This is a genomic window from Stecheria intestinalis (assembly GCF_009696165.1).
Lineage (GTDB): Bacteria > Bacillota_I > Bacilli_A > Erysipelotrichales > Erysipelotrichaceae > Bulleidia > Bulleidia intestinalis.
In genome coordinates this window covers 37,274-61,580 of the sequence record NZ_VUMN01000017.1, presented here as the reverse complement: position 1 = coordinate 61,580, position 24,307 = coordinate 37,274, and the positions used below count along the sequence as shown (strand labels likewise).

General features: G+C 52.7%; 22 protein-coding genes. 19 read left to right on the top strand and 3 right to left on the bottom strand.

Going from position 1 to position 24,307, the window contains the following annotated elements; genetic code table 11:
• From FYJ51_RS08070 to FYJ51_RS07980, 19 genes are all read left to right on the top strand, one after another.
• A partial coding sequence (locus tag FYJ51_RS08070) for a JAB domain-containing protein (protein WP_205946250.1) occupies window positions 1-484 on the top strand: 484 nt, incomplete at its 5' end.
• A gap of 94 nt (window positions 485-578) precedes the next feature.
• Window positions 579-1,670, top strand: coding sequence for an AI-2E family transporter (locus FYJ51_RS08065; protein WP_154504820.1), 1,092 nt, complete (start codon window positions 579-581; stop codon window positions 1,668-1,670).
• Window positions 1,667-2,863: a metal ABC transporter solute-binding protein, Zn/Mn family gene (locus tag FYJ51_RS08060; protein ID WP_154504818.1), complete on the top strand. Its 1,197-nt coding sequence runs from the start codon at window positions 1,667-1,669 to the stop codon at window positions 2,861-2,863. Before FYJ51_RS08065 ends, FYJ51_RS08060 begins: the two co-directional genes overlap by 4 nt.
• Before the next feature lie 71 nt (window positions 2,864-2,934).
• Window positions 2,935-5,547, top strand: a complete 2,613-nt coding sequence (polA, locus tag FYJ51_RS08055; protein WP_154504816.1) for a DNA polymerase I — start codon at window positions 2,935-2,937, stop codon at window positions 5,545-5,547.
• Window positions 5,547-6,353: a bifunctional DNA-formamidopyrimidine glycosylase/DNA-(apurinic or apyrimidinic site) lyase gene (gene mutM, locus FYJ51_RS08050; RefSeq protein ID WP_105304001.1), complete on the top strand. Its 807-nt coding sequence runs from the start codon at window positions 5,547-5,549 to the stop codon at window positions 6,351-6,353. Before polA ends, mutM begins: the two co-directional genes overlap by 1 nt.
• Window positions 6,354-6,362: 9 nt before the next feature.
• Window positions 6,363-6,968 (top strand): dephospho-CoA kinase, encoded by a 606-nt coding sequence (coaE, locus tag FYJ51_RS08045; RefSeq protein WP_154504814.1) that lies wholly within the window; start codon window positions 6,363-6,365, stop codon window positions 6,966-6,968.
• Complete coding sequence (locus FYJ51_RS08040) at window positions 6,958-8,139, top strand: DnaD domain protein (protein ID WP_105303999.1); 1,182 nt, start codon at window positions 6,958-6,960, stop codon at window positions 8,137-8,139. Before coaE ends, FYJ51_RS08040 begins: the two co-directional genes overlap by 11 nt.
• A gap of 3 nt (window positions 8,140-8,142) precedes the next feature.
• Window positions 8,143-9,063, top strand: a complete 921-nt coding sequence (locus FYJ51_RS08035; protein ID WP_154504812.1) for an ATP-binding protein — start codon at window positions 8,143-8,145, stop codon at window positions 9,061-9,063.
• Window positions 9,064-9,096: 33 nt separating this feature from the next.
• The gene (pfkA, locus tag FYJ51_RS08030) at window positions 9,097-10,059 is read left to right on the top strand and encodes a 6-phosphofructokinase (RefSeq protein WP_105303997.1); all 963 of its coding nucleotides are present in this window, start codon (window positions 9,097-9,099) and stop codon (window positions 10,057-10,059) included.
• Between the two features lie 24 nt (window positions 10,060-10,083).
• Window positions 10,084-11,523 carry a pyruvate kinase gene (gene pyk, locus FYJ51_RS08025; RefSeq protein ID WP_105303996.1) on the top strand — a complete coding sequence of 480 codons (1,440 nt, stop codon included), beginning with the start codon at window positions 10,084-10,086 and terminating at the stop codon, window positions 11,521-11,523.
• Between the two features lie 53 nt (window positions 11,524-11,576).
• Entirely contained in the window at window positions 11,577-12,200 is a 624-nt protein-coding gene (locus tag FYJ51_RS08020; protein ID WP_205946249.1) for an MBL fold metallo-hydrolase, read from the top strand.
• Between the two features lie 221 nt (window positions 12,201-12,421).
• Window positions 12,422-13,111: an ABC transporter substrate-binding protein gene (locus FYJ51_RS08015; RefSeq protein WP_154504808.1), complete on the top strand. Its 690-nt coding sequence runs from the start codon at window positions 12,422-12,424 to the stop codon at window positions 13,109-13,111.
• A gap of 53 nt (window positions 13,112-13,164) precedes the next feature.
• Window positions 13,165-15,114: an alpha/beta hydrolase family protein gene (locus tag FYJ51_RS08010; RefSeq protein ID WP_205946248.1), complete on the top strand. Its 1,950-nt coding sequence runs from the start codon at window positions 13,165-13,167 to the stop codon at window positions 15,112-15,114.
• Window positions 15,095-16,015, top strand: coding sequence for an ABC transporter permease (locus tag FYJ51_RS08005; protein WP_105303991.1), 921 nt, complete (start codon window positions 15,095-15,097; stop codon window positions 16,013-16,015). The genes FYJ51_RS08010 and FYJ51_RS08005 overlap by 20 nt, the downstream gene beginning before the upstream one ends.
• Before the next feature lie 12 nt (window positions 16,016-16,027).
• A complete protein-coding gene (locus FYJ51_RS08000) occupies window positions 16,028-16,984 on the top strand; it encodes an ABC transporter permease (RefSeq protein WP_235897254.1) in 957 nt (318 codons plus the stop codon).
• 2 nt (window positions 16,985-16,986) lie between these two features.
• Entirely contained in the window at window positions 16,987-18,006 is a 1,020-nt protein-coding gene (locus tag FYJ51_RS07995) for an ABC transporter ATP-binding protein (RefSeq protein ID WP_154504804.1), read from the top strand.
• Complete coding sequence (locus tag FYJ51_RS07990; protein WP_105303989.1) at window positions 18,003-18,989, top strand: ABC transporter ATP-binding protein; 987 nt, start codon at window positions 18,003-18,005, stop codon at window positions 18,987-18,989. Before FYJ51_RS07995 ends, FYJ51_RS07990 begins: the two co-directional genes overlap by 4 nt.
• A complete protein-coding gene (locus FYJ51_RS07985) occupies window positions 18,982-20,385 on the top strand; it encodes an amidohydrolase (protein ID WP_154504802.1) in 1,404 nt (467 codons plus the stop codon). Before FYJ51_RS07990 ends, FYJ51_RS07985 begins: the two co-directional genes overlap by 8 nt.
• A gap of 53 nt (window positions 20,386-20,438) precedes the next feature.
• Window positions 20,439-20,687: a hypothetical protein gene (locus FYJ51_RS07980; protein WP_154504800.1), complete on the top strand. Its 249-nt coding sequence runs from the start codon at window positions 20,439-20,441 to the stop codon at window positions 20,685-20,687.
• A gap of 202 nt (window positions 20,688-20,889) precedes the next feature.
• On the opposite strand, the gene FYJ51_RS07975 is transcribed toward FYJ51_RS07980, so the two are convergent.
• The 3 genes from FYJ51_RS07975 to def form a co-directional block, all read right to left on the bottom strand.
• On the bottom strand, window positions 20,890-21,675 hold the full coding sequence (locus tag FYJ51_RS07975) for a helix-turn-helix transcriptional regulator (protein ID WP_205946247.1): 786 nt from the start codon (window positions 21,673-21,675) through the stop codon (window positions 20,890-20,892).
• A 112-nt stretch (window positions 21,676-21,787) separates the two neighbouring features.
• The gene (gene rnjA, locus FYJ51_RS07970; RefSeq protein WP_154504796.1) at window positions 21,788-23,626 is read right to left on the bottom strand and encodes a ribonuclease J1; all 1,839 of its coding nucleotides are present in this window, start codon (window positions 23,624-23,626) and stop codon (window positions 21,788-21,790) included.
• 81 nt (window positions 23,627-23,707) lie between these two features.
• On the bottom strand, window positions 23,708-24,274 hold the full coding sequence (def, locus tag FYJ51_RS07965; RefSeq protein ID WP_105303984.1) for a peptide deformylase: 567 nt from the start codon (window positions 24,272-24,274) through the stop codon (window positions 23,708-23,710).
• Window positions 24,275-24,307 lie beyond the last annotated feature (33 nt).

Sequence of the window (24,307 nt, the reverse complement as noted above, 5' to 3'; positions counted from 1 at the left end):
CGGTATCCCCTTGAGTATCAATGTTCAAAAATGGGATTGGATTCTGCCAACTTCTTCCTCTTATACAAGAATCCACGATCCATGCCGGCAATACCGGATTTGCCTTGCGGAAAAACCGGACACTACACTCTATGACTGGCTGAAGAAGGAGATCGGCAGCGGCGATCAGGAACAGTTCATGGCCATCTTTCTTGATCAGGCGAATCATATTCTTTCAGCAAGGACGCTGTTCATCGGCACCGTGAATTCCAGCATGGTCAGTCCGCGGGAAGTATTCCGGGAAGCCCTGCTTCATGGGGCCGTGAATGTGATAGTCGTGCATAATCATCCTGGCGGGACGCTTGCCCCGAGCCAGGCAGACCTGGATGCGACTGCCAGAATCATCGAAGCAGGCAGGATGATGGGCATCCCGGTGCTCGATCATCTGATCGTTTCCAGCAACGGTGTCTACAGCTTCCGCAGGGAAGGATTGCTGACGGATTAACAGGAGGCTCCTTCTGAGCAAGAGGGAGCCGTTTCCATTCTGCGGTGGAAGAAAGCAGTGGCGGATGTTAAAATAACTGTCTGAAAGAGCGCATATGAACTTCTGGAACCGGATTGCTGAAAAACTGGATAAGGACGTCTCGTTCCGCACGCTGATCAAGATCATCATGATCCTGCTGGTGGTTCTTCTGATCCGTTCGACGGATGTCGTGTGGAAGGGCATCTGGGTGAAATTCCGTGTGATCATCCGGCCGTTTTTTCTCGGCTTTGCCGGTGCTTATGTGATCCACCCGCTGATCCTGTGGCTGGAAAAAAAGAAGATCTCCCGCCGTGTCAGCATTCCCGTAGTCTATATTCTGATTCTCGTGCTGCTGCTCTGGCTGACGTTCACGATCATTCCGATGGTGATCTCGCGGCTTAGCTCGTTCATCACTTCGATGATCACCGGGGTCAATTCGCTTTATGATGCCTATGCCGGGATTGCGGACGATGTGCCGAACTGGCTTCAGGAAGCCGTGCGGCAGATCATCGCTTCGCTCAATAACGCCCTGAATCTGCTGCCGAATCTGACCAGCCAGCTGCCGGATCTTCTGAACAGTGCGTTTGCGGAAGTCACGAACTTCATTCTGACGTTCATCATCTCGATCTATATGTGTCTGGGCTATGATAAGACAAAGGTCTCGATCCGGAATCTGATGTCCCGCTTTGGAGATCCGGCGGTCCGGACCTGCCATGCGATCGATCTGGAATTAGGGTCCTATATCCGCTCGCTGATCGTGCTGATGTTCGTGCGGTTTGCGGAATACTGTCTCGTCTATTCGATTGTCCGCCATCCGGACTGGCTGCTGATGGGCCTGCTGACGGCAATCAGCCTGATTATCCCGTATATCGGACCTACGATCGTGAATGTGATCGGCATCGTGACAGCACTCGAGCTGCCTTCGCACCAGGTGATCCTGCTGGTAGCGCTGATTCTGATTCTGTCTCAGGTTGATGCATATCTGATTGAACCGATGGTGCATTCGCACAATGTGCGCATTTCTCCGCTCTGGGCATTGTTCAGCATCTTTGCCGGGGGCGTTCTGCTCGGGCCGGAGGGCGTAGTCTTCGGCATTCCGATTTATCTGGCCATCCGGGCAGCCATCGAAACCAACAGTTCTGCAAAGAAGAAGGAGGAAACTGCATGAAGAAAATTCTGACCATGATGCTTGCCTCCTTTCTGCTTCTGGTCCAGACGGCAGGCTGCGCGGTGCAGAAGACGGTCATTGCATATACCGTCTATCCGGTCGGCTACCTGGTCAGCCGGCTGATCAGCGATGTCAGCGGTCTTTCGGCAGAAAACGTCCAGGAACAGACGATCGTGCAGCGGTCCACGCTGAAGGCCGACTATCAGTCCATTCTGGAAAACAGTTCCGTCTTCCTGCATATCGGAAGACTCGAACCATATCTGTCCTTGTATAACACGGAGATCTCTGCGGCTCAGCCGTCGCAGATCGACCTGTCGGCGATGAATGCCGTCTATGACTTTGCCCGCTATACGGCTGTCGTCACCGATGAGGGCACAGCCTATGTCGAGGGTCCTTACTACAAGAGCGATGCATTCAATCTCGTCGACACGGATACGAAGGATCTGTATCTCTGGACCGACCCCATTGCGATGCTGTCGATGGCAAAGGATATCCGGGACTTTCTTGAAGAGACGTATCCGGATGATACTTCCCTGTTCGAAACAAACTATGAAAGTCTCGAGAATGATCTGATCAATCTCGATGCGCAATATCAGGCGCTTTCCACCAGCAATCAGCAGAATAACAAGGTCATCCGCTTCGTGTCGATGACCGCAAGCTTCGGCAACTGGCAGAAAACGTATGGCTTTGAAGTCTATCCGGTCATCTTATCCAAGTACGGCGTTCTGCCGAATGAAGAACAGCTGGCTGTGATCGAGCAGCGGATCCAGGATGACGGCGTGCGCTATATCGTGTACGAACCGAATATGACGGATGATATGATCGAGCTCTTCAACCGGATCGAAGACGATCTCGGACTCACCAGAGTCGAGCTTAGCAATCTGTCGAGCCTGCCCGCGGATGATGAAGGAGCAGGCAAGGACTATCTCTCGATCATGTATGAGAATCTGAGCACACTGCAGACGATGGTGGAAGACCGGCCGGTTACGGAAGCTGCTTCTGACAGCCAGACAGCCGACACCAATGACACGCAGCAGGAAACCGATACTTCTTCTGCGGAACTGACGGATCCGCTCGATACGCCGTCTCCGACCTTCACGCCAGATGCGGGGGCAGTGACTTCTTCGAGCAATACCGACTGGATCACGAGAGTCGAGAATGAAGGAACGGTGACTGCCGATCCTGCAAACTGAAGAAACATCAGGACAGCTGCCTGCGGGCGGCTGTTCTTTGGCTATGGTAGAATGAAGGACGGAGGCATTTTATGAAGAAATTACTGCTGGTAGATGGAAACTCGATGCTGTTCAGGGCATATTATGCGACAGCCTACGGACAGAAGATGACAAGCTCCAAAGGAATTCCGACCAATGCGGTCTTCGGTTTTGCCAGCATGCTGCAGAAGGCAATCGATCTGGTTCAGCCGGATTCGATGCTGGTGGCATTTGATGCGGGCAAGCATACTTTCCGCCATGATCTGTATCCGGACTACAAGGGCGGCAGAAAACCGGCTCCGGATGATCTCGTGCCGCAGTTTCAGATGACCAGAGACTATCTGGACGGCTTTCATATTCGCTGGGTGGAAATGCCGGATATCGAGGCAGATGATCTGATCGGCACCATGAGCAGGCTTTCTCCGGATTATGAGACGGTGATTCTGACCTCGGATCATGATCTTCTGCAGCTTGTCGATGATACGACCACGGTCATGCTGATGAAAAAGGGGCTGACCGATATGGCGCCGATGACGCCTGCAGCCATGAAGGAAGAGATGGGCATCACGCCTGCGCAGATCATCGATCTCAAAGGCCTGATGGGCGATCATTCCGATAATATTCCGGGCATTCCGGGCATCGGCGAGAAGACGGCAGTCAAGCTGCTGCAGCAGTACGGAACGGTGGAAGAAGTCCTTGCCCATGATCATGAAATCAAGGGCAAGCTCGGCGAGAAGGTGCAGAACAATCACGCCTCTGCACAGCTCTCAAAGACCCTGGCGACGATCCGGCGCGATGTTCCGCTGGACTTCACGGCCGATGACTGCAGGTTCGAACCGGACTATGCTTCGCTGATCCGCTTTTTCGAGAGCGTCGATATGAACAGCCTGGTGAGAAAGTATCAGGCAATTCTGGAAGAACAGAAGTCTTCCGATCCATCTGCAGCTCCGAAAAAGACTTATGAAGCAGTGAAAGAGATTCCGGAATCCTTCCTGAAACGGCAGCTGGCGGTGTACCTCGATGGCGATCAGGAACCGTTCTATGCTTCAGCCATCAGCGGCCTGGCTCTCTCGGATGGGAAGATGTCCTATTATATTTCACTGGAAGATGCAGAGCAGGATCAGAAGCTTCTTGCCTATCTTGCCGGAAATCAGCCATCCAAGATCGGCTTTGATGTCAAGCGGGCCATGCACCAGCTCAAGCGCACCAAGCTGAAGATTGCTTTTTCAGAAGATGCGATGATTGCTGCTTCCCTGGCCGACAGTTCCCTGACTTCTCCGGAGAAGATCTATGAAGCCTGCGGCATTGAGACGACGAAGAAGCGGGAAGATATCTACGGCACAAAGGCCAGACCGAAGCTTGCGGATCTCTCTGATGCCGTGCAGTTTGCGTGCGAGAATGCGGCAGGCATCTACGCGATCTTTGAACAGATGATGCCGAAGATTCATGAGTCATTGATGGATTCGCTGTACCGGGATATGGAGATGCCGCTGACAGAAGTCCTTTATGAGATGGAAGAGACCGGCATCACATGCTCGAAGGAGACGCTCGGTCAGCTTTCTGCAGAGATGAAAGAGAAGATGGACCGCCTGCAGGATTCGATCTATGCAGAGGCAGGCGGACCATTCAATATCAACAGCCCGAAGCAGCTTGCGGAAGTGTTATTTGACAAGCTCGGTCTTCCGGGCGGGAAGAAGCGCAGCACGAGTGCAGATGTTCTCGAGAAGCTCAACGGGTTCCATCCGATCATCGGCGAGCTGCTGGAATACCGCAAGCTTTCGAAGATCTACGGAACGTATGCAGAAGGACTGCAGCGCTTCATCTGCAGTGATGGAAAGATCCATACGCTTTACAACCAGTGTGCAACCCAGACCGGAAGACTCAGCAGCAGCGATCCGAATCTGCAGAATATCAGCGTCCGCGATGAACAGGGCAAAGTGATCCGCAAGGCATTCCTGCCTTCAGAAGGCTGCGTGCTGCTTTCATCCGACTACCATCAGATCGAGCTGCGCATGCTTGCAAGCATGGCTGGCGAGACTTCGATGATCGAAGCATTCCGCAATGGCGTCGACATTCATACGAAGACTGCCATGGATGTGTTCGGAATCGATCGTCCGGAAGACGTGACCCCGGAACAGCGCCGCCGTGCCAAGACCGTCAACTTCGGCATCGTCTACGGCATCAGCGACTTCGGCCTGGCCGAACAGCTCGGCATTTCCCGCAAGGAAGCAGCCGACTTTATTGAGACGTATTATCAGAAATTCCCGAAGATCCGCACCTATATGAATTCGATTGTCGAGTTCTGCGAGGAACATGGCTATGTGACGACGCTCTGCGGCAGACGCCGTGAGATTCCGGAGATTCATGACAAGAACCGGATGGTGAGGGAGTTCGGCAAGCGGGCCGCGATGAATGCGCCGATCCAGGGCAGTGCGGCAGATCTGATCAAGATCGCGATGCTGAAGATCGATGCCGAGATGAAGAAGCAGAATGTGAAATCGAAGATGATTCTCCAGGTTCATGATGAACTGATTTTTGATGTGCCGAAGGAAGAAGTGGAGCTGATGACGAAGCTCGTGACTGACGGCATGTGCAATGCGATGAAGCTGGATGTTCCTCTGACCGTGGAGTGTGCGGCCGGTTCTGACTGGTATGAGGCGAAGTGATGCCGGAGCTGCCTGAAGTAGAAACCGTCGTCCGCACGCTGGAACATCAGATCCAGGGCAGAGAGATCGAGGATGTTGCGGTGCGGACCCCGATGATTCTCGAATGCGATCCGGACCAGTTTCGGAAAACGCTGATCGGACAGCATTTCCGCACGTTTGAAAGACGTGGCAAGTATCTGCTGCTCTATATGGATTCCGTGCTGTTCCTGTCGCATCTGCGCATGGAAGGCAAGTATTATCTGCAGGCCCCGGAAGAACCGCTGGACCGGCACATGCATGTGATCTTCCAGCTGGATGACGGAAGACAGCTGCGCTATCGGGATACGAGAAAATTCGGGAGGATGAATTTACTGCCGATGGATACGGATCTCCTGACGTTTCATGGACTTGGTCCGGAACCGTTCTGGGATTCGTTCAATGCGGACTATATCAGGGAGTACTGCAAGGGCAGAAAAGAGCCGGTCAAGTCATTATTGCTCGATCAGCACTTCGTGGCAGGCATCGGCAATATCTATGCTGATGAGATCTGCTTTGCCTGCGGCATCCGCCCGGGCAGAAGCTGTGCAAGGATGACAAAGAAAGACCGGGAAAATCTGGTCACGGAAACGAGAAGAATCCTGACGAGAGCGATCGCGGCGGGCGGAACGACGATCCGTTCCTATACATCGAGTCTCGGGGTTACCGGAAGGTTTCAGCTGGAGTGCATGGTCCATGAACAGAAAGTATGCAAGGTGTGCGGAAATGAGATCCGCATGAAATGGATCGGCGGCAGAAGCAGCTACTACTGCCCGCATTGTCAGCACTAGGAGGAATTCATGAAGAAAGTTGCAGTGACCGGAACGATCGGCTCCGGCAAATCGACGGTATCCATTCTGTTAAGGAGAAGGCATCTGCCGGTATTTGATGCGGATCATTACAGCCGCATCTGCATGCACCGGGATCAGCCGGTCTATGCAGAGATCGTGAAGACGTTCGGAACGGAGATCCTGGATGATCATGAGGAGATCGACCGGAAGATGCTTGCCTCGACCGTGTTCTNTTCTGAAGAGAAGCGGCATGCCCTGAATGGACTCGTGCATCCGTTTGTGCTGGAAGGTCTGCAGAAATTCTTTGACAGTCATGAGAAAGATCCGCTCGTCTTTGCTGAGATTCCTCTGCTGTATGAAGCAGGCTGGGAGAAGTATTTCGATGAGGTCCTCGTTGTGACATGCAGCGATGAAACAGCAGTGAAGAGGCTCGTGGAATACCGGAATTTCACGGAAGAAGATGCCAAGGCAAGATTGCGTTCTCAGATTTCGAAGGAGCAGCAGCTTGCAGAAGCGGATTACATCATTCACAATGATGGCAGCCTGAAAGAACTGAATCAGACAGTCGGAGCAGTTCTGAAAGAACTTCGCGGGGTGAAACGGCATGGAGCTTGATCCGAAAGATACGTATCGGACAGAAGGAACGGAATTTCTGAGCGAGGATGGGATTTCTTCGCTTGTTTCGCTGTATCAGCCGATTGTGGGCATGGATGCGGTGATGCTGTATCTGACCCTGCACAGCGAGGGCAGAAGGCAGAAGACGCTGGAGCCGCACAGCCGGCTGACCGCGATTCTGAATCGTTCGATAGATGAGATTGAACGGGCCAGAATCCATCTGGAAGAGATGATGCTGGTGAGAAGCTATGTGCTGAAAGGCGATTCGAAGAACAGCTATCTGTATCATCTCAATGCGCCGCTGTCTCCTTCTCTGTTTCTGGAGAACCGGGAGTTCTATGCAAGACTTGTTCAGGCACTGGGAAGAAAGAATGCGGAACTGAGTGCAGGAAAGTTCATGACTGGAACGAACCTGAAGGGATATGAAGACATCACCAGAAAGATCTCGCATTCCGTGCTGAGGGATTATGACAATGAGGTGACATTCCAGCAGGTGAAGCCGCGCTACCGGTTCAGCGGGGAAGATGTCTCGATCTCGTTTGATTATCAGTCCTTCCTCGAGAAGGCGACGAATCTGATCTTCCCGGTGGAACTGAGAACGCAGGAGAACATGAAGCTGATCGGACAGCTGGCCAGCATCTACGGAATATCTCCGGATCAGATGCTGATCTGCGTGAGCAGAGCATGCAATCTGAGCACGATGACGTTTGATGAAGAGAAGCTGAAGCTGTACTGCGCAAGGGCGAAGACAGAAGTCAGGAAAGTCAAGGATCCGTATGAGCTTCCGCCGGTTTCGTTTCTGCAATCGAAGCAGAACGGAGCCCAGGTCACGCTTGGCGACAAGAAGATTCTCGAGCATCTGTCGCTTGATATGCATTTCAGCTCAGAAGTCATCAATATTCTCGTGGAATATGTGCTGAATACGAGCGGAAACCGGCTGGTTCCGTCGTTTGTCGACAGCGTTGCTTCGCAATGGGCAAGAGATGGCGTGAATGACCGGAAGACGGCACTTGCGGAAACGAAGAAGATGAATGGCTATAAGAGCGGCAGAACTCCGCATCGCAATGTGCTGCCGGCATATTATCAGAAACCGGATTCAGCTTCGGAACAGAAGATCAGCGAAGAAGAAGCACGGTCTGTGGAAGCGCAGCTTCAGAGAATGGGGAAATAAGTTATGCAGAAAGCAGAGTTCCGGATGCCGGAAAAGACGGAAAAAGAACTGCGGGAAGATCAGGAACTGATTGCCTCGCTGAAGAAAGATCCGGCAGTGAAGAAACTGCTGGAGAAGGAAGAGATTCCGGAAAGCGTTCTGGAAGATAGGGCCTATACGTTCAAGCGGTGGCGGAAAGAAGTAGCGCCGTGTCTTGGCTGCAAGGCTCTTTCCGAGTGCCGGCAGAAGCGGAAGGGATACCGCATGGGATTGTCCTATGACGGTCTTTTGCAGGAGACGATGCAGGCGTGCCCGTATGAACGAGAAGCGGAGCAGAAGACTGCGCATCTTTCCAATTACCTGATCTCGGATCTCGGCGAGGAGCTTTCCTGCGTCCGGTTCCGGGAGATCCGGATGTCTGGAGAATCAAAGGAGTACACAGATGCAGTTCTGAAGGTCAGCACTGCCTGCGAGAATCATCAGGGAATCTATCTCTACGGGCCGATGGGTACCGGCAAGACGTATCTGGCGGCGTGTGCGGCGAACTATGTTGCTGGCTTTGATGGACGGCCTGCATTCGTGCATGTTCCGTCCTGGGCAGACCGGGTCAATGCGACGTACTATTCCGGCGAGTTCCGCACGGAAGTGTCCAGGATGAAGTTTGCAGACCTATTGGTTCTGGATGATATCGGTTCGGAAGAAGTGACGGATCGGTTAAGGTCTCTGCTGCTGTCGGTACTGGATGCACGCATGCAGAATCACCGCATGACGTGGTTCACGTCCAACGAGGACTTCACGTCTCTGAAGGATCATTTCACCGTCAGCTCAAAGGGAAATGAGGATGTGATGGAATCAGAACGGATCATGGAGCGGATCCGGGTACTTGCAGAACCGGTTTTCCTTGCTGGGAACGATCGTCGTCATCTTTATCAATCCACAGAATAATGGTAGAATAAGGGCGATTTGGAGGATAGCGGAATGGTCCGTAAGATTGGGATTCTGACATCCGGCGGCGATGCCCCTGGAATGAATGCAGCGATCCGTGCGGTCACCCGCGTTGCGCTCAGCAACGGTATTGAGGTGGTAGGTGTACGGGACGGATACCGGGGACTTCTGGATGAGAATTTTGAGACAATGACCCGTTCTTCCGTTTCGGACATTCTGGATCGCGGCGGAACGAAGCTTGGTTCGGCGCGGCTTCCGGAGTTCAAGGAAGATGAAGTGCAGGAGAGGTGCGTTGCGACGATGAAGAAGAGCGGTATTGATGCCCTGGTCGTCATCGGCGGCGATGGTTCCTACCGCGGAGCGCTGGCGCTGACGCAGAGAGGAATCAACTGCATCGGTCTGCCGGGAACGATTGACAATGATATTCCGGGAACGGATTTCACGATCGGCTTTGATACAGCTCTGCATACGTGCGTCGAGTGTGTCGATAAGCTCAGAGATACGAGCAGCTCACATCATCGGGCAAGTGTGGTCGAGGTCATGGGCAATCATTGCGGCGATCTCGCATTATATACGGCAATCAGCTGCGGTGCGGAGATGGTCATCACGCCGGAGACCGGCTATGATGAGCTCGAAGTGCTGGAGAAACTGAGATATCTTGGCGAAGCGGTGCATAAGAACCATGCGATCATCATCATCTCCGAGAAGATCACGGATGTGGATGCGCTGGCCAAGAAGATTTCGCAGAATACAGGGTTCAGCGGCAGAGCAACCGTGCTTGGTCATATTCAGCGCGGCGGCAGCCCGACTCCGAAGGACCGCATGCTTGCCAGCATGATGGGTGAGAAGGCTGTGGATCTCCTGATGGAGGGGATCGGCGGTCAGTGTGTCGGAATCATCGATAACTGCATTACCTCCATGCCGATCAATGAAGCGCTGGAGCGCCCGCGGCAGAGCCGCAAGCGTCTCTACAGACTGTTTGATCGTCTGGTATAGAATCAGCTGAAAGGGGATCTCAAAATGGAAGATCAGAAGAATCACTTATTCAAGAAAACGAAAGTAATCTGCACCATCGGCCCGGCAAGCGAAGACAAGGATACGCTCCTCAAGCTTGCTAATGCCGGCATGAATATTGCCCGCATGAATTTCTCTCATGGTACGCATGAAGAGCACCTCGAGAGAATCAAGAGAGTCCGTGAAGTCAGCGATACGAGCGGAATCAATCTGGCCGTTGCGCTGGATACCAAGGGACCTGAAATCCGCTGCGGCGTCTTCAAGAATGATGTCGAGGAATATCACAAAGGCGAGATTGTCTATGTGGAGAAAGCCGAGATCGAAGGAACGCATGAGCGTTTCCATATCGACTGCCCGGAGCTCTTTGATGATCTGAAACCGAACAACTATATCCTGATCAACGACGGAAAGATGAGGCTCACCGTTCTCGAGAATGACGGCAATGAGCTCAAGTGCCGTGTCGAAGTCAACGGACCGATCAGCTCCCGCAAGGGCTGCAACGTGCCTGGTGTCAAGCTTTCGATGCCGTTCCTTTCTGCAAAGGATGAAGCAGACCTGCGCTTCGGCTGCGAGAATGATGTCGATTTCATCTTCGCTTCCTTCACCCGCCGGGCAAGCGATGTCAACCAGATCCGCAAGATTCTGATTGAAGAAGGAAAACCGAAGATCCAGATCATCGCGAAGATCGAGAACCAGGAAGGCTATGACAACATTGATTCCATTCTGGAAGCTGCTGATGGCGTCATGGTTGCCCGCGGCGATCTCGGCGTGGAAATACCGACCCAGATGGTTCCGGTCTATCAGAAGAATATCATCAAGAAGGCAAACATCATCGGCAAGCCGGCGATCACTGCTACGCATATGCTGGATTCCATGACCCACAATCCGCGCTGCACGCGTGCAGAAGCTTCTGATGTCTGCAACGCAGTGCTCGATGGTTCCGACGGCGTCATGCTGAGTGCTGAATCTGCTGCCGGCGAATATCCGGTAGAGTCCTGCGAGATGATGTCTGAGATCTGCGAAGAAGCAGAGCGCATCATCCCTTACCGCGATCGTCTGGAAATCTCCAAGCGTTCCAGCAACCGCACGATTCAGGATGCGATCGGCATTTCCGTATCCGATGCAACCCTGACCCTCGAGAATGTCGGTGCAGTCGTTGCCTTCACCCAGGGCGGCACGACGGCCCGCAGAATTTCCAAATTCCGTCCATGTGTTCCGATTCTTGCAATTACATTTACGAAGAGCACCCAGAGAAAGCTGGAAAGCTACTGGGGCGTGACTCCGATTTTCTCGGATGTGCAGAATAATATGACCAATGATGATGACCTGGCATGCCTGTTCGCAAAGGGTTACGGCATCAAGCCTGGTCAGCTGATCATCCTCACCGCCGGGTACCCGACAGGCGAGGGTTCTGCGAACATGATGAAGATCATCCAGGTCAAGTAAACAGACAGTGCAGGGAAGGGGAAACCCTTCCTTTGCTGTTTCAGGAGGTTCTTATGACAGCAATTACTTATTACGGACATTCCTGCTTCCGCCTGGAAGCAGATAACGGCTGGAGTGCCGTGTTCGATCCCTATGAAGACTACAGCGTGCCGGGACTGAAGCTTCCCCGCACGATTACCGCTGATGAAGTATTCGTCAGCCATCCTCATGAAGACCATAACGCTGCCCATCTCATCCAGATGAACAGGCGGAAGCTGCACAGCCCTTATGAAGAAAGCGCGCTGATCGTCCCGCACGATGACGCTAATGGCACCAAGCGCGGCATGAATCAGATCCGGATCCTGGAAAACAGCAGTGAGAAGATCGTGCATTTCGGAGATCTCGGCAGAATGCTGAACATCGAGGAAATCAGCCGTCTTCATCATGCGGATGTGATCATGATTCCATGCGGCGGCTATTATACCATCGACTCCCGGATTGCCCGTGCGATCATTGAGCGGGTCGAACCGAAGCTTGCAATCCTGATGCATTACCGCACGGATACTTCCGGCTATTCCATGCTTGAGAACATCGCTCAGCTGAAAGAGACGATGCCGGAACTCATTCAGACAGATCAGGATGAGATCACACTCGGATCTTGCAGCGGAATTATCCTGATGAAGGCAAGACAGAAGTAGTCAGAACTCAGACAGACCTGTGATACGCAGATCTGTCTTTTTTTATGTCCTGACTGATACTGTTTCTGCGGTTTCATGATTTTTCTGAATGACTCTGTCGATGACAAGAAACAGAGTTTTCTTAAGATGCCACTCCTAGGGACAAAATGGTCAGAAATAATGTATAGAGAATTTAGCGACCAGCTTCTCTGACTGCAAGAGATGGTCAGAAGCAAAGACTGATGAAATGTGCGGAAGCGATTGTCAAGACCTCTCTGGCTGACGTGCTAGGCGGCGAGAGCTTCTATCCGCCAATGTATGGCTATGTTCCGAAAGGATTTTCCGGCAATCACGGTGATTACTGTGAAGAAGGTGATCAGGAAGCAGCAGATGCCGGAAACATGATTTCGTATGATCCGGATGATGCCAAGGCACTGCTGGCAGCCGCCGGATATGATGAAAGCAACCCGCTGCATATCACTTACAAGTATTCGAACTCCGGCATCCACGGTGATGTTGCGACGGTCCTGCAGCAGATGTGGCAGGCAGTCGGAATCGAGGTAGACTTCGAAGCAGTCGAGTCCGGCGTCTTCTATGATCAGCTCGATCAGGGCGACTTCGAGATTGCCCGTTACGGATATTCCGCAGGTGATTCTCCGATCCAGTTCCTCGATCTCTGGACCACAGGAATTCAGGTCACTGCAGCAGTGGATGATGCGACGTTCGATCAGATGGTAGCGGATATCAAGCAGATCGCCGATCCGGCAGAATTCATCACGAAGTGCCATGAAGCAGAAGAATATCTCTATTACGAGAATGTCTATGTGATCCCGCTGTTCCAGTACACGTCACAGTATCTGGTGAATGCGGACCTGGCCGGATATGAGCTGGATGGAACGAATACGTTCTACGGCCACGCCTATTTCAAATGATTCCCAGGCAGAGGAGTCTGACTCCTCTGCCTCATTTTAAGAAAGGATCTGAAATGGAACTTGTCAGAAAAGAAGACATTGCAAAGCTCAGCTGCCTGAATCATCTGGTGCTGAGCCCGGATCAGGAGACCGCAGTCTTCACGGAAATCACTCCGGACCTCAAGGAGAACAAGGAACACAGGAATCTCTATGTCCTGGTTCCGGAAACCGGAAAGGTATCTCAGCTTACGTCCGGAAACAGTGATGACATGGCAGTATTCGAAGACGATCGCACGATCCTCTTCATGAGCGGACGGAAAGAATCGGAAACGGATCCGCACAGCAGCTTCTATCGCATCGATGTGAATGGCGGTGAGGCAGTGCCAGCATTTGAACTGGATGAAGACGTTGAGCAGATCTGGAAGCTTCCGGAAGGAAAGTATCTGCTGAAAATCTGCAGAGACCGCTATCGTTTGGATCCGAAAGAAAAGGCCAGCGATGTGCATGTGGCGGAAGAGATTCCGGTATGGGCAAATGGCAGAGGATTTGTGGCAGGAAAGAGATCAGGATTATTCCTCTTTGATCCTGAAACGAAAGAACTGAAAGCTATCACGGATCAGAATGAGGATACCGCGCATACCTGCGTGTATGGCTCTAAAGTTCTCTGGATCAGCCGGACATTCGATGACATTCTGCCGGAGACAAGCACGCTGAAGCTGCTTGATACTTCGACTGGAGAAAAGCAGATCCTCGTTCCGGAAGGAGTCATGAGGGTCAGCTTCTGCACATTCACGGACAAGGCAATCATATTTGCCGGCACCGACATGAAGCCATGGGGACTCGGACAGCTGTGTGATTTCTATCAGGCAGATCCGAAGACCGGAACGTATTCTCCTGTTCATCAGAATGCGGAAGAGCTTGCGATCGGCGATACACCGCTGACGGATACGCTGCGTCCTTCGGGAACGGTGTTTGCCGGAAGCGGAAGCGATGTCTATTTCACGGCAATGTGCCATACGCATACGGATCTCTACAAGCTGTCTGCAGACGGAGAAATCTCAGAAGCAGCAGATGCAGAGGGCGGCGTGATTCTGAACTTTGCGAAGACGGATGCAGGATTGATCACGATCCAGGCTCCGGTCAATGGCCTGAGCCAGGTATGCGTGAATGGAAAGTGTGTCTATGATCCGAATGCGTCCTATCTGAGGGAACATGTCGTCTCACCGGTGAAGAAGCTGTCCTTCACGAACCGGAATGGCGATATCGTCGAAGGCTTCTATCTCGAACCTGCAGGCGCAACGAAAGAACAGGCGGCTGGCGTGCTTGAGATTCATGGCGGTCCGAGATGTGCATACGGACTGACGTTCTACCATGAGATGCAGACGCTGGCGGCAGATGGATACTATGTCTTTTTCTGCAATCCGCATGGCAGCGAAGGCTATGGCGAAGCGTATGCAGACCTGCGCGGAAAGTACGGAACGATCGATTATGAAGATCTGATGGACTTCACGGATGAGGTGCTTAAGCAGCTTCCGATTGATCTGGAGAGAATCVGAGCAGGCGGCGGCAGCTATGGCGGCTTCATGAGCAACTGGATTGAAGGGCATACCGATCGCTTTGCGGCAATCGTGTCGCAGCGTTCCGTCTCGAACTGGGTATCGGACTTCGGAGCCAGTGAGATCGGCGTCTCGTTTGATTCCAATGAGATGGCTGCAGATCCGTGGAGCGATATGCAGGCGATGTGGAAACAGTCTCCGCTTGCCTATGCGGATCATGCCAAGACCCCGATTCTGTTCCTGCACAGCTTATGCGATTACAACTGCACGATCGATCAGGGAATGCAGATGTATACGGCGATGAAGTATTTCCATGTGCCTGCCAAGATGGTGCTGTTTGAAGGAGAGAACCATGGACTCAGCCGTTCGGGCAAGCCTCAGCACAGAATCCGGAGGCTGAAGGAAATGACAGAGTGGTTCCATACGTATCTGAAGAAAGGAGAAGGGAATGGGAAAGTATCTTGCTAAGAGAATTCTGCTCGGAATCGTGACGCTGTTTGCATTGATGTTCATCACGTTCTTCCTGATGCATTCCATCCCTGGTTCTCCGTTTGCCGGGGAGACCTCACGTCTTCCTGCATCGGTCAGAGATGTGCTGATTCAGAAATATCAGCTCGATCAGCCGATCAGCGTGCAGTTTCTGGCCTATCTGAAAAATGTGCTGCATGGTGATTTCGGAACGTCCCTGAACCGCAAGGGAACAACGGTCATGTCGATTATTCAGAAGGGTCTGCCGACGACAGCAAAGCTTGGCGCAGCTGCCTTCGTGGTTGCGATGGTTGCCGGCATTGCGCTGGGTATCGCATCTGCCCTCTCGAATAAAGCATGGGTGCAGGGCCTTGCTGCATTCTTCGGTACGATCGGTGTATCCGTGCCGAGCTTCCTGCTGGCGCTGCTGCTGATGTTCGTGTTCGGTGTCTGGCTGCACTGTCTGCCAGTCATCGGTCTCAATACCCCGCAGAGCTACATCATGCCAAGCGTTGCCCTGGCAATGAGTCCGATTGCGATGATCTCGCGTTTGACCAGATCCTCCTTAACCGAGGAGATGAAGCAGGATTACATGATCCTGGCTCGTTCCAAGGGCACCAGCAAGAAAAGGGCAATTCTTCATCATGCGATGAAGAATGCCAGCATTCCGGTCATCACCTATGCCGGACCGCTGCTGGCGACACTTCTTACCGGTTCATTCGTCGTCGAGACGATGTTCTCGATTCCGGGTATCGGCGCTGAATTTGTCAACAGTGTCTCCAACCGTGACTATACGATGATCATGGCGCTGACCATCATCTATGGTGCTGCCATCATCGTTGCCAACATCGTGACCGATCTGATCACGGCGATGATCGATCCGCGTATCCGTCTGAAGTAAAGGAGGGAAAACATGTCTGAACTGGAAATGAAACAGCCGTATCCGGATGCTCAGAGTGTTCCGGAAAGCGAATTCGAACCGCTTCCGGATTCGGAAAAAGACGCCGAATTCGTAGCCATGGAATCCCGTACCTACTGGTCGGATGTATGGCGCAATTTCAGAAAGAACAAACTGGCGGTAGTCAGCCTCGTGTTCCTGATCGTGATGATTCTCTTAGCGATCTTCGTGCCGATGTTCTCTCCGTATACGTATGACGGACAGGATCTGACGACCCGCAATGCGATGCCATCGCTTGCCCATCTGTTCGGAACGGATAAGTTCGGCAGAGATATCTTCGTGCGGGTGATGTACGGCGCGAGAATCTCTCTGTCGGTCGGGTTTGCGGCAGCTGGCATCAATCTCGTGATCGGCACGATCTACGGCGGCATTGCCGGATACTGCGGCGGCAAAGTCGATCTGATCATGATGCGGATCGTCGATATCATCTATGCTGTCCCGACCCTGCTGTACGTCATCCTGATCATGCTGGTGTTCGGATCGAATGTCTGGTCCGTGCTGCTGGCAATCTGCGTGAGCTCCTGGGTCGGACTTGCCCGTCAGGTCAGAGCCCAGGTCATGTCCCTGAAAGAACAGGAATATGCTCAGTGTGCCAGAGTCATGGGTGCTTCGGATGCCCGGATTCTGTTCCGCCATCTGATTACCAACAGCATCGGCCCGATCATCGTCAACACAACTCTGATGGTTCCGAGTGCCATCTTCACCGAAGCATTCCTGTCCTTTGTCGGCATCGGCATCTCGATTCCGCAGGCTTCCTGGGGCACGATGGCAAACGATGCCCGTTCGCTGATCAGCTCCTATCCGCTGCAGATGGTATGGCCGGTTGCGGCAATCTGCCTCACGATGCTGGCTCTGAACTTTATCGGCGATGCGCTGAATGACGCGCTCGATCCGAAGAAACGGGGGCAGTGAACATGACCCGTCATATTCTTGAAGTCAATGATCTGGTCGTGAATTTCAGCACCGACCAGGGCACCGTCTATGCAGAACGGGGCATCACGTATGAAGTCAATGAAGGCGAGATTGTCGGCATCGTCGGCGAGTCCGGATCCGGCAAGTCCGTCTCGATGTATTCCGTCATGGGACTTCTGGCAGGCAATGGCAGAATCGAATCCGGCGAGATCATCCTGAATGGCGAAGACATCACGGCTTCTCATTTCAAGGATGAGAAAGCATATGAAAAACGCATGGATGAGATCCGCGGCAAAGAGATGTCGATGATTTTCCAGGATCCGATGACCTTTCTGAATCCGACCCTGACAATCGGAAAACAGATCAAGGAAATCATTCTGAACCATAACAAGGTCAGCGATGCCGAAGCGACGAAGCGGGCCATTGAACTGCTGAAGGAAGTCGGCATCAATGAACCGGAAAAGCGGATGACTCAGTATCCGCATGAATTCTCCGGCGGCATGCGCCAGCGTATCATCATCGCCATTGCCTTAGCCAATAAGCCATCGTTAGTCATCGCGGATGAACCGACGACTGCTCTGGATGTGACCATCCAGGCCCAGGTTCTCGACCTGATCAAGAACCTGTCGAAGAAGGAAGGTTCTTCCGTCATCCTGATCACGCATGACCTCGGCGTCGTCGCTTCGATGTGCGATTACATCTACATCATGTACGGTGGCAAGATTGTCGAATCCGGAACGGATCTCGATATCTTCTATCATCCGACCCATCCGTATACGATCGGTCTGCTGAACTGCATCACGAATCCGGAAGACGATACGTACAAGGAACTGCAGCCGATTCCTGGTTCTCCGCCGGATCTTCTGAAGCCTCCGGTCGGCTGTCCGTTTGCGGACCGCTGCAGCAAGGCGATGAAGATCTGCCGGAAACAGATGCCGGCCTTCACCCAGTTCACCGAGAACCACAAGAGTGCCTGCTGGCTGAATGAAGTGAAGCGCAGAAAGGGGGAGAGTCCGGTATGAGTGAACAGCCCATTGTATCGATCCAGCATCTGAAGACGTACTTTGATGTGACCAGAGGCATGTTTGCCAAGAAGCAGATCGTCAAGGCAGTCGATGATGTGTCGTTTGATGTGTATCCCGGTGAGACGTTCGGTCTGGTCGGAGAGTCCGGCTGCGGCAAATCCACGCTCGGCAGAACAATCGTCAAGATCTATGATCCGACTGGCGGCAAGATCTTCGTGAAGGGCAAGGACATCACAGAGCTGAAGGGCAAAGACCTGCATGAGTTCCGCAGAACCTGCCAACTGATTTTCCAGGATCCGTATGCCTCGCTCGATCCGCGCATGACGGTCGGCGAAATCATCAAGGAACCGATGCAGATCAATCATCTCTACGGCACCGCAAAAGAACAGGAAGAGAAAGCGGAAGAGCTGCTGAAGCTCGTCGGCCTGAAACCGGACCATATCCGCCGCTATCCGCACGAATTCTCCGGCGGCCAGCGGCAGCGGATCTCGATCGCGAGAACCCTTGCCCTGAACCCGGAATTCATCGTCTGCGATGAACCGATCTCCGCCCTGGATGTTTCCATCCAGGCCCAGATCATCAATCTGCTCAAGCAGATCCAGAATGAACTCCATATCGCCTATCTCTTCATTGCCCATGACCTGGCCATGGTCGAGCATATCTCCGACCGCATCGGCGTCATGTACCTCGGCCACCTCGTCGAAATCGGCGAAGCCCGTGAGGTCTATCATCACCCGCTTCACCCGTATTCCCAGGCATTGCTGTCAGCAGTGCCGATTCCTGACCCGATCAAGGGCAAGAACAGCCACCGCCAGATTCTGCAAGGAGAGATTCCTTCTCCGATCAATCCGCCGGTATGCTGCCCATTCTGCACCAGATGTCCGTTTGCGGAAGAACGCTGCCATCACGAGATGCCAGCTATGAAAGACTACGGCGGACATTCGGCGGCCTGCTTCAAGCTGGAGAAAGAACATGAATAACCCATACACAGAAGATCTGAAGAAACTGGCAAGATTCGTCTATTCGCATCCGGAACCAGGATTTTCGGAAGTTGAATCGAGCAATGCGCAGATTGAGTATCTGAAATCGCAGGGCTTTGCGGTGGAAACCGATCTCTGCCATACGCATACCGGCTACCGTGCTTCCTATGGAAGCGGTCATCCTGTGATTGCATTGCTCGGTGAGTTCGATGCATTATACGGACTCGGCCAGAAACCGGATGTTCCTGAACCATGCCCGGATGGAAAACCGATGGGACACGGCTGCGGACATCATATGCTCGGCACCGCCGTGATCGGAGCAGGACTCCTGATCCGCGATTATCTGAAAGAGAAGGGCATTCCGGGAACGGTCCAGATCTACGGATGCCCAGGTGAAGAAGCAGGGTCCGGAAAAGCCTACATGGCAAGAGATGGGGCCTTTGACGGCGTCGATCTCGCGTTCTCGTATCATCCGTCCGTATTCCACCAGGTATGCACCGGCAGTTCGCAGAGCTGCATTTCTGCCAACTTCCGCTTTCATGGCGTCGCTGCCCATGCGGCTGGCGAACCGCAGAACGGCAGATCCGCTCTCGATGCGGTCGAGCTCATGGATGTCGGTGCCAACTATCTGCGCGAGCATATGGAAAGCACGGACCGCATCCACTATGCGATCACGAATACCGGCGGCAGCTCGCCGAATGTCGTTCAGGCCGAAGCAGAAGTCAAGTATCTGATCCGTTCCACGAACAACCGCAAGTGCCTTGCTCTCTATGACCGGGTCAAGAAGATTGCCCAGGGAGCAGCGCTGATGACGGAGACTTCCGTTGACATTCTGTTTGATGAAGGCCTCTCGAATACGATCGTGAACTTCACGCTGGAGGATGTGCTGGCTGATGCATTCCGCAAAGCCGGTGCTCCGGTCTATACGAAGGAAGACCTGGCCTATGCGAAGAAGTTCTACGACACCTGGAAGGAACCCTATACGCTGGATCAGATTCCGTATCCGGTCAAAGATAAGCAGAAGCTGCTGGAGTCTGAGAAGACTTCTGTGATCGATGACTACTTCGTTGAGACGATTCATTCTGATCGCTGCGAGATGGGATCCACCGATGTCGGCGATGTGAGCTATGTTGTGCCGACCGCAACTCTGAATACGGCCTGCTACAGCTACGGTGCCAATGCGCATTCATGGCAATGGGTAGCTGAAGGCGCCAGCGAGATCGCGATGAAAGGCATGCTGAAGGGGTCTGAGGTATTGGCTCTGGCAGCAGAGTCTCTCTATGAATACCCGGAAACAGTGGAAGCCGCAAAGAAGGAATTTGCAGAACGGACCAAGGATGATGCGTATCAGTGCCTGATCCCGAAAGACGTGATGCCTCATCAGATCCTGATGTGAAGCGCTTGCAGAAACCTTTTTGCTGCAGAAAGCTTATTTCATGAAAACTCTTCATGAATCCGGAACGATCGCTGATCGGAATCAGCTCTCTGTTCGCTATAATACGGGCAAGCAAGGAGGAACAGGACATGGCTTACAACATGCAGATGATCAGCGTGGCAGCAGATGATGCCCTGAATGCAGAAGTAGAAAGCTTCCGGATTCAGAACCATATCTGCACTAAGTCCGAGGCCGGCGCCGAACTCATGCGGCTTGGTCTTGAAGCTGCAAAAGCACATGCCGGTGCAGCAGAGAGACGCTGAAGCGTTTCCTGTTGACATATCGGTAAATGAAAGGGCAGAACTTAATCAATCAGTTCTGCCTTTTAATGACTTCAGATCCCAGGTGAATATCAAGGCAATCTGCGCAACGATTTCTCAGTATGTACTGTAGCTGAATGAATCAGGCATCTGCGGATAGATCACAGATGCCTTTTATTCATGAAGCCTTCGGTAAGGGTGTGCATTACTTTTCTGCACCGGTCTCTTTTGCTTCTTTTGCTGCTTTCTTCTTCTGAAGTCTCCGGTAGCGGGCCGGGGTCATCTGATACTGCTCATGAAACTTCTTCATGAAGTAGCTCTTGTCATGGAAGCCGATTCGGGCGGAGATCTCATCGATCTTCAGATCGGTTGTTGTCAGCAGATGCTCTGCTTCGTCCAGCCGCATTGACAGCAGTTTCTGCTTGAAGGTCTTTCCGGTGACCGTACGAAAGCGGGTGGAGAGATAGTTCGGATTGTAGCCGAACCGGGCAGCCGTATCTTCCAGGGTTGCCGTCGCATAATTCTCTTTCATGTAATCCAGGATTTCGGCAAATCTCGTATTGGATTCCAGAAATGCACTTGATGGTTCGATCTCTGCCGGGACGCAGCTGTCAATGGTCATGAAGAACCCGAGCATCAGCACTTTCATGATCCGTTCATGATGGTCCTGGTTCCTGACTGCCTCTGCCTTCAGCAGTGTGGTCCAGTCGGCGAGAACCGGGTTCTCTTCGGCCCGGAAGAAGATCGGCTGCCATACTTCTCCGGAAAGAAAGCGGGAAAGGACGGTGCAGTCTTTCAGTTCCTTCCGGAGATCTTCCGTGAAGAAAGCTTCCCGGAACGTTAGTGAGATCAGGCTGCCGCGGCTTGAGGTCTTGTAGACAAATGCCTCCGGGGCAAGGATCAGATCGCCCTGATACATGGCCAGGCGGCTGCCTGGAAAACAGAAAGAACAGCTGCGCAGGCAGTACAGGATCGTAAAGTATCCGGTCATCCCGGCATCAGCATCGGAGAATACGACAGATTTCATATCGGAAAAATAGTATAAATTGCAATAAAAAGCAATAAGAAAACGCAGGCGGAATGATTTCTGCCTGCGTAATTACTTATTCGGCTTTCTCTTTTTCTTTTGATTTTGCGCTGTGAGAAGCAGTGCGGGTGTGCGGTTTTGCGGCCTTTGCCTGAATCTCCGCAATCGCAGCCTTCTGATTCAGGATGACCGGAATCACGATCGGATTCCGATTTGTGCGCTGGAACAGCCATGGCTCAAGCGAAGAGCGAATGCAGTTCTTCAGTTCGCCGAAGGTCGTGCGCTGCTGCATCTTCTGCTTCAGGGCATCGTAGACGACCAGTTCTGCTTCCTTGAGCAGGGTCTGATTGTCCTTGATATAGACGAATCCGCGGGAGACGATGCTCGGCCGGCAGAGGATCTTGTTATAGCGGCTGTCGATGGTCACGATGACCGCAACCAGACCGCTGCTTGCAAGGATCTGACGATCCTTGATGACGCTGGTAGATAAGCCGCTGGCATCGTTGCCATCAACATAGATCGCATCCGTCTGGATCCGTTCGTTGGCGATGAAGGCTTCTTCATTGCGCAGCACGACAATGTCGCCGTTCGAGCAGATGAAGCAGTGATCGTCCGGAACACCGGTTTCCTGGGCGGTAGCACTATGCTGCACGAGCATCTTGTATTCGCCATGGACCGGCATGAAGTATTTCGGCTTGATCAGGTTCAGCATCAGCTTCTGCTCTTCCTGCGGCGCATGTCCGGTGGTATGGAAAGACGTGAGCGGGGAGTTGACGACAACGTTGGCGCCGACTCTTGTCAGCTGATCGATGACTCCGCTGACGCTGACACCATTGCCCGGAATCGGGTTGGAGCTGAACAGGACCGTATCGCCTGGAATGATGTGAATGTATTTGTGCGTGCCATTCGCAATGCGCGAAAGAGCAGCCATCGGTTCACCCTGCGATCCGGTGCAGACAATGCAGATGCGGTTGGCAGGGAGGGTATTCAGATCGTTGCCGGTGATGAAGTTTTCATCGCTGATCTTGATGAATCCGATCTTTCTGCCGATCTCCAGCACATTCTCCATGGAACGGCCGAAGACAGCAACCTTGCGGTTGCAGGCAACGGCTGCCTGAAGAATCTGGTTCAGACGGTTGACATTCGACGCGAAGGTCGAGACAAGAAGTCTGCCCGGGGTCTTGCGGATCTGCTCCATGATTGCCATGGCAACCTTCTTCTCGGAAATCGAGAAGCCCGGAACGCCTGAGTTCGTGCTGTCGCTCATGAGCAGGGTCACGCCGACCTGGCCGATATATGCCATCTTCTGATAATCGGACTGCACGCCGATCGGGGTGAGATCGAATTTGAAGTCGCCGGTTTCGACGATGCGTCCGTTCGGGGTATTGATCAGGACTCCGAGAGAATCCGGAATCGAGTGAACGGTATTGAAGAAGCCTACATTGAAGTATTTCGTGCGGACCCGGCTGTCGCCGTTGATCTCGATGACCTTGCAGGCTCTGGTCAGATGATGCTCTTCAAGTTTCTTTTCGATCAGTGCCTTGGCAAAGCGCGGTGCGTAGATCTGCTTCAGATGGATCGAGCGCAGAAAGAACGGGATGCCGCCGATATGATCTTCATGACCATGGGTGATGATGAGCGCCTTGATCTTGGACGCATTCTTCTGCAGGTAGGAGAAGTCCGGAATGACATAGTCAATGCCGAGCAGTTCATCCTCCGGGAACAGCACGCCGCAGTCGACGATGATGATTTCGTCATCGTGTTCGAAGCAGTACATGTTTTTGCCGACTTCCCCGAGTCCGCCCATAGCATAAACAAGGGTGTCAGTCTTGTGATTGATCGCATTCCTGCTGTAATCCGGTTCCGGGACCTGCGTATAATGAGCCGGCCGTACAGCTTTTGCTTTTTCTTCCATTAATTATAAACCTCATTTCCAGATGCGGTTGAATCTGTCAACCGCATTATATCATTCTTTGGAGACTGCACAATGCAGAAATCAGATCACCATTGCGCCGGGAACTTTGGCAAATGGATCCTTCTTGCTGATGTGGTCATAGAACAGAACTCCCTTGAAGTGCTCCAGCTCATGCTGAAGGACAATGGCAAGATATCCTCTTGCCCGGATCGTGATGTTCGAATCCGTCAGAAGGTCGTAGCCTTTCACCGTAACCCGGGCATGACGGACTACATATCCCTGATGTTCCTCGGGTACGGACAGACAGCCTTCGCCGCATTCCAGATAGGCCGGCTGCACCGACGCAGAAACGATCTTCGGGTTGGCAAGCATGTACTGATAGACTTTCTCATTGCCGGCCGAGTCTTCTTCCTTGACGATGACTGCCGTCAGCTGCTTCTTCACGCCAAGCTGGATCGCACTGATGCCGACTGCCGGACGGAGGTTTCTAGCCTCAGCAAGCTCCGGCACGGTGCTGTCCTTGACATACTGGAACATATCTCTTAACAGCTGCTTGTCTTCTTCTGAAAGAGGAAGGGGAACTTCCTCAGACTTCTCACGGATAACAGGATTATCATCTTTGATAATCGTATCATTATTAATAATCATACTCTTTTCTCAATCTCCATACGGTATTCTAGC

What these genes read in the sequence shown, in the direction of transcription:
- pfkA (WP_105303997.1), top strand. Translation starts at nt 9,097, where the DNA reads ATGGTCCGTAAGATTGGGATTCTGACATCCGGCGGCGATGCCCCTGGA.
- FYJ51_RS07975 (WP_205946247.1), bottom strand. Translation starts at nt 21,675, where the DNA reads ATGACCGGATACTTTACGATCCTGTACTGCCTGCGCAGCTGTTCTTTC.
- FYJ51_RS08065 (WP_154504820.1), top strand. Translation starts at nt 579, where the DNA reads ATGAACTTCTGGAACCGGATTGCTGAAAAACTGGATAAGGACGTCTCG.
- FYJ51_RS08035 (WP_154504812.1), top strand. Translation starts at nt 8,143, where the DNA reads ATGCAGAAAGCAGAGTTCCGGATGCCGGAAAAGACGGAAAAAGAACTG.
- FYJ51_RS07995 (WP_154504804.1), top strand. Translation starts at nt 16,987, where the DNA reads ATGACCCGTCATATTCTTGAAGTCAATGATCTGGTCGTGAATTTCAGC.
- FYJ51_RS07985 (WP_154504802.1), top strand. Translation starts at nt 18,982, where the DNA reads ATGAATAACCCATACACAGAAGATCTGAAGAAACTGGCAAGATTCGTC.
- FYJ51_RS08005 (WP_105303991.1), top strand. Translation starts at nt 15,095, where the DNA reads ATGGGAAAGTATCTTGCTAAGAGAATTCTGCTCGGAATCGTGACGCTG.
- mutM (WP_105304001.1), top strand. Translation starts at nt 5,547, where the DNA reads ATGCCGGAGCTGCCTGAAGTAGAAACCGTCGTCCGCACGCTGGAACAT.
- rnjA (WP_154504796.1), bottom strand. Translation starts at nt 23,626, where the DNA reads ATGGAAGAAAAAGCAAAAGCTGTACGGCCGGCTCATTATACGCAGGTC.
- FYJ51_RS07990 (WP_105303989.1), top strand. Translation starts at nt 18,003, where the DNA reads ATGAGTGAACAGCCCATTGTATCGATCCAGCATCTGAAGACGTACTTT.
- pyk (WP_105303996.1), top strand. Translation starts at nt 10,084, where the DNA reads ATGGAAGATCAGAAGAATCACTTATTCAAGAAAACGAAAGTAATCTGC.
- def (WP_105303984.1), bottom strand. Translation starts at nt 24,274, where the DNA reads ATGATTATTAATAATGATACGATTATCAAAGATGATAATCCTGTTATC.
- FYJ51_RS07980 (WP_154504800.1), top strand. Translation starts at nt 20,439, where the DNA reads ATGAATCCGGAACGATCGCTGATCGGAATCAGCTCTCTGTTCGCTATA.
- FYJ51_RS08060 (WP_154504818.1), top strand. Translation starts at nt 1,667, where the DNA reads ATGAAGAAAATTCTGACCATGATGCTTGCCTCCTTTCTGCTTCTGGTC.
- FYJ51_RS08000 (WP_235897254.1), top strand. Translation starts at nt 16,028, where the DNA reads ATGTCTGAACTGGAAATGAAACAGCCGTATCCGGATGCTCAGAGTGTT.
- FYJ51_RS08015 (WP_154504808.1), top strand. Translation starts at nt 12,422, where the DNA reads ATGAAATGTGCGGAAGCGATTGTCAAGACCTCTCTGGCTGACGTGCTA.
- FYJ51_RS08020 (WP_205946249.1), top strand. Translation starts at nt 11,577, where the DNA reads ATGACAGCAATTACTTATTACGGACATTCCTGCTTCCGCCTGGAAGCA.
- FYJ51_RS08040 (WP_105303999.1), top strand. Translation starts at nt 6,958, where the DNA reads ATGGAGCTTGATCCGAAAGATACGTATCGGACAGAAGGAACGGAATTT.
- polA (WP_154504816.1), top strand. Translation starts at nt 2,935, where the DNA reads ATGAAGAAATTACTGCTGGTAGATGGAAACTCGATGCTGTTCAGGGCA.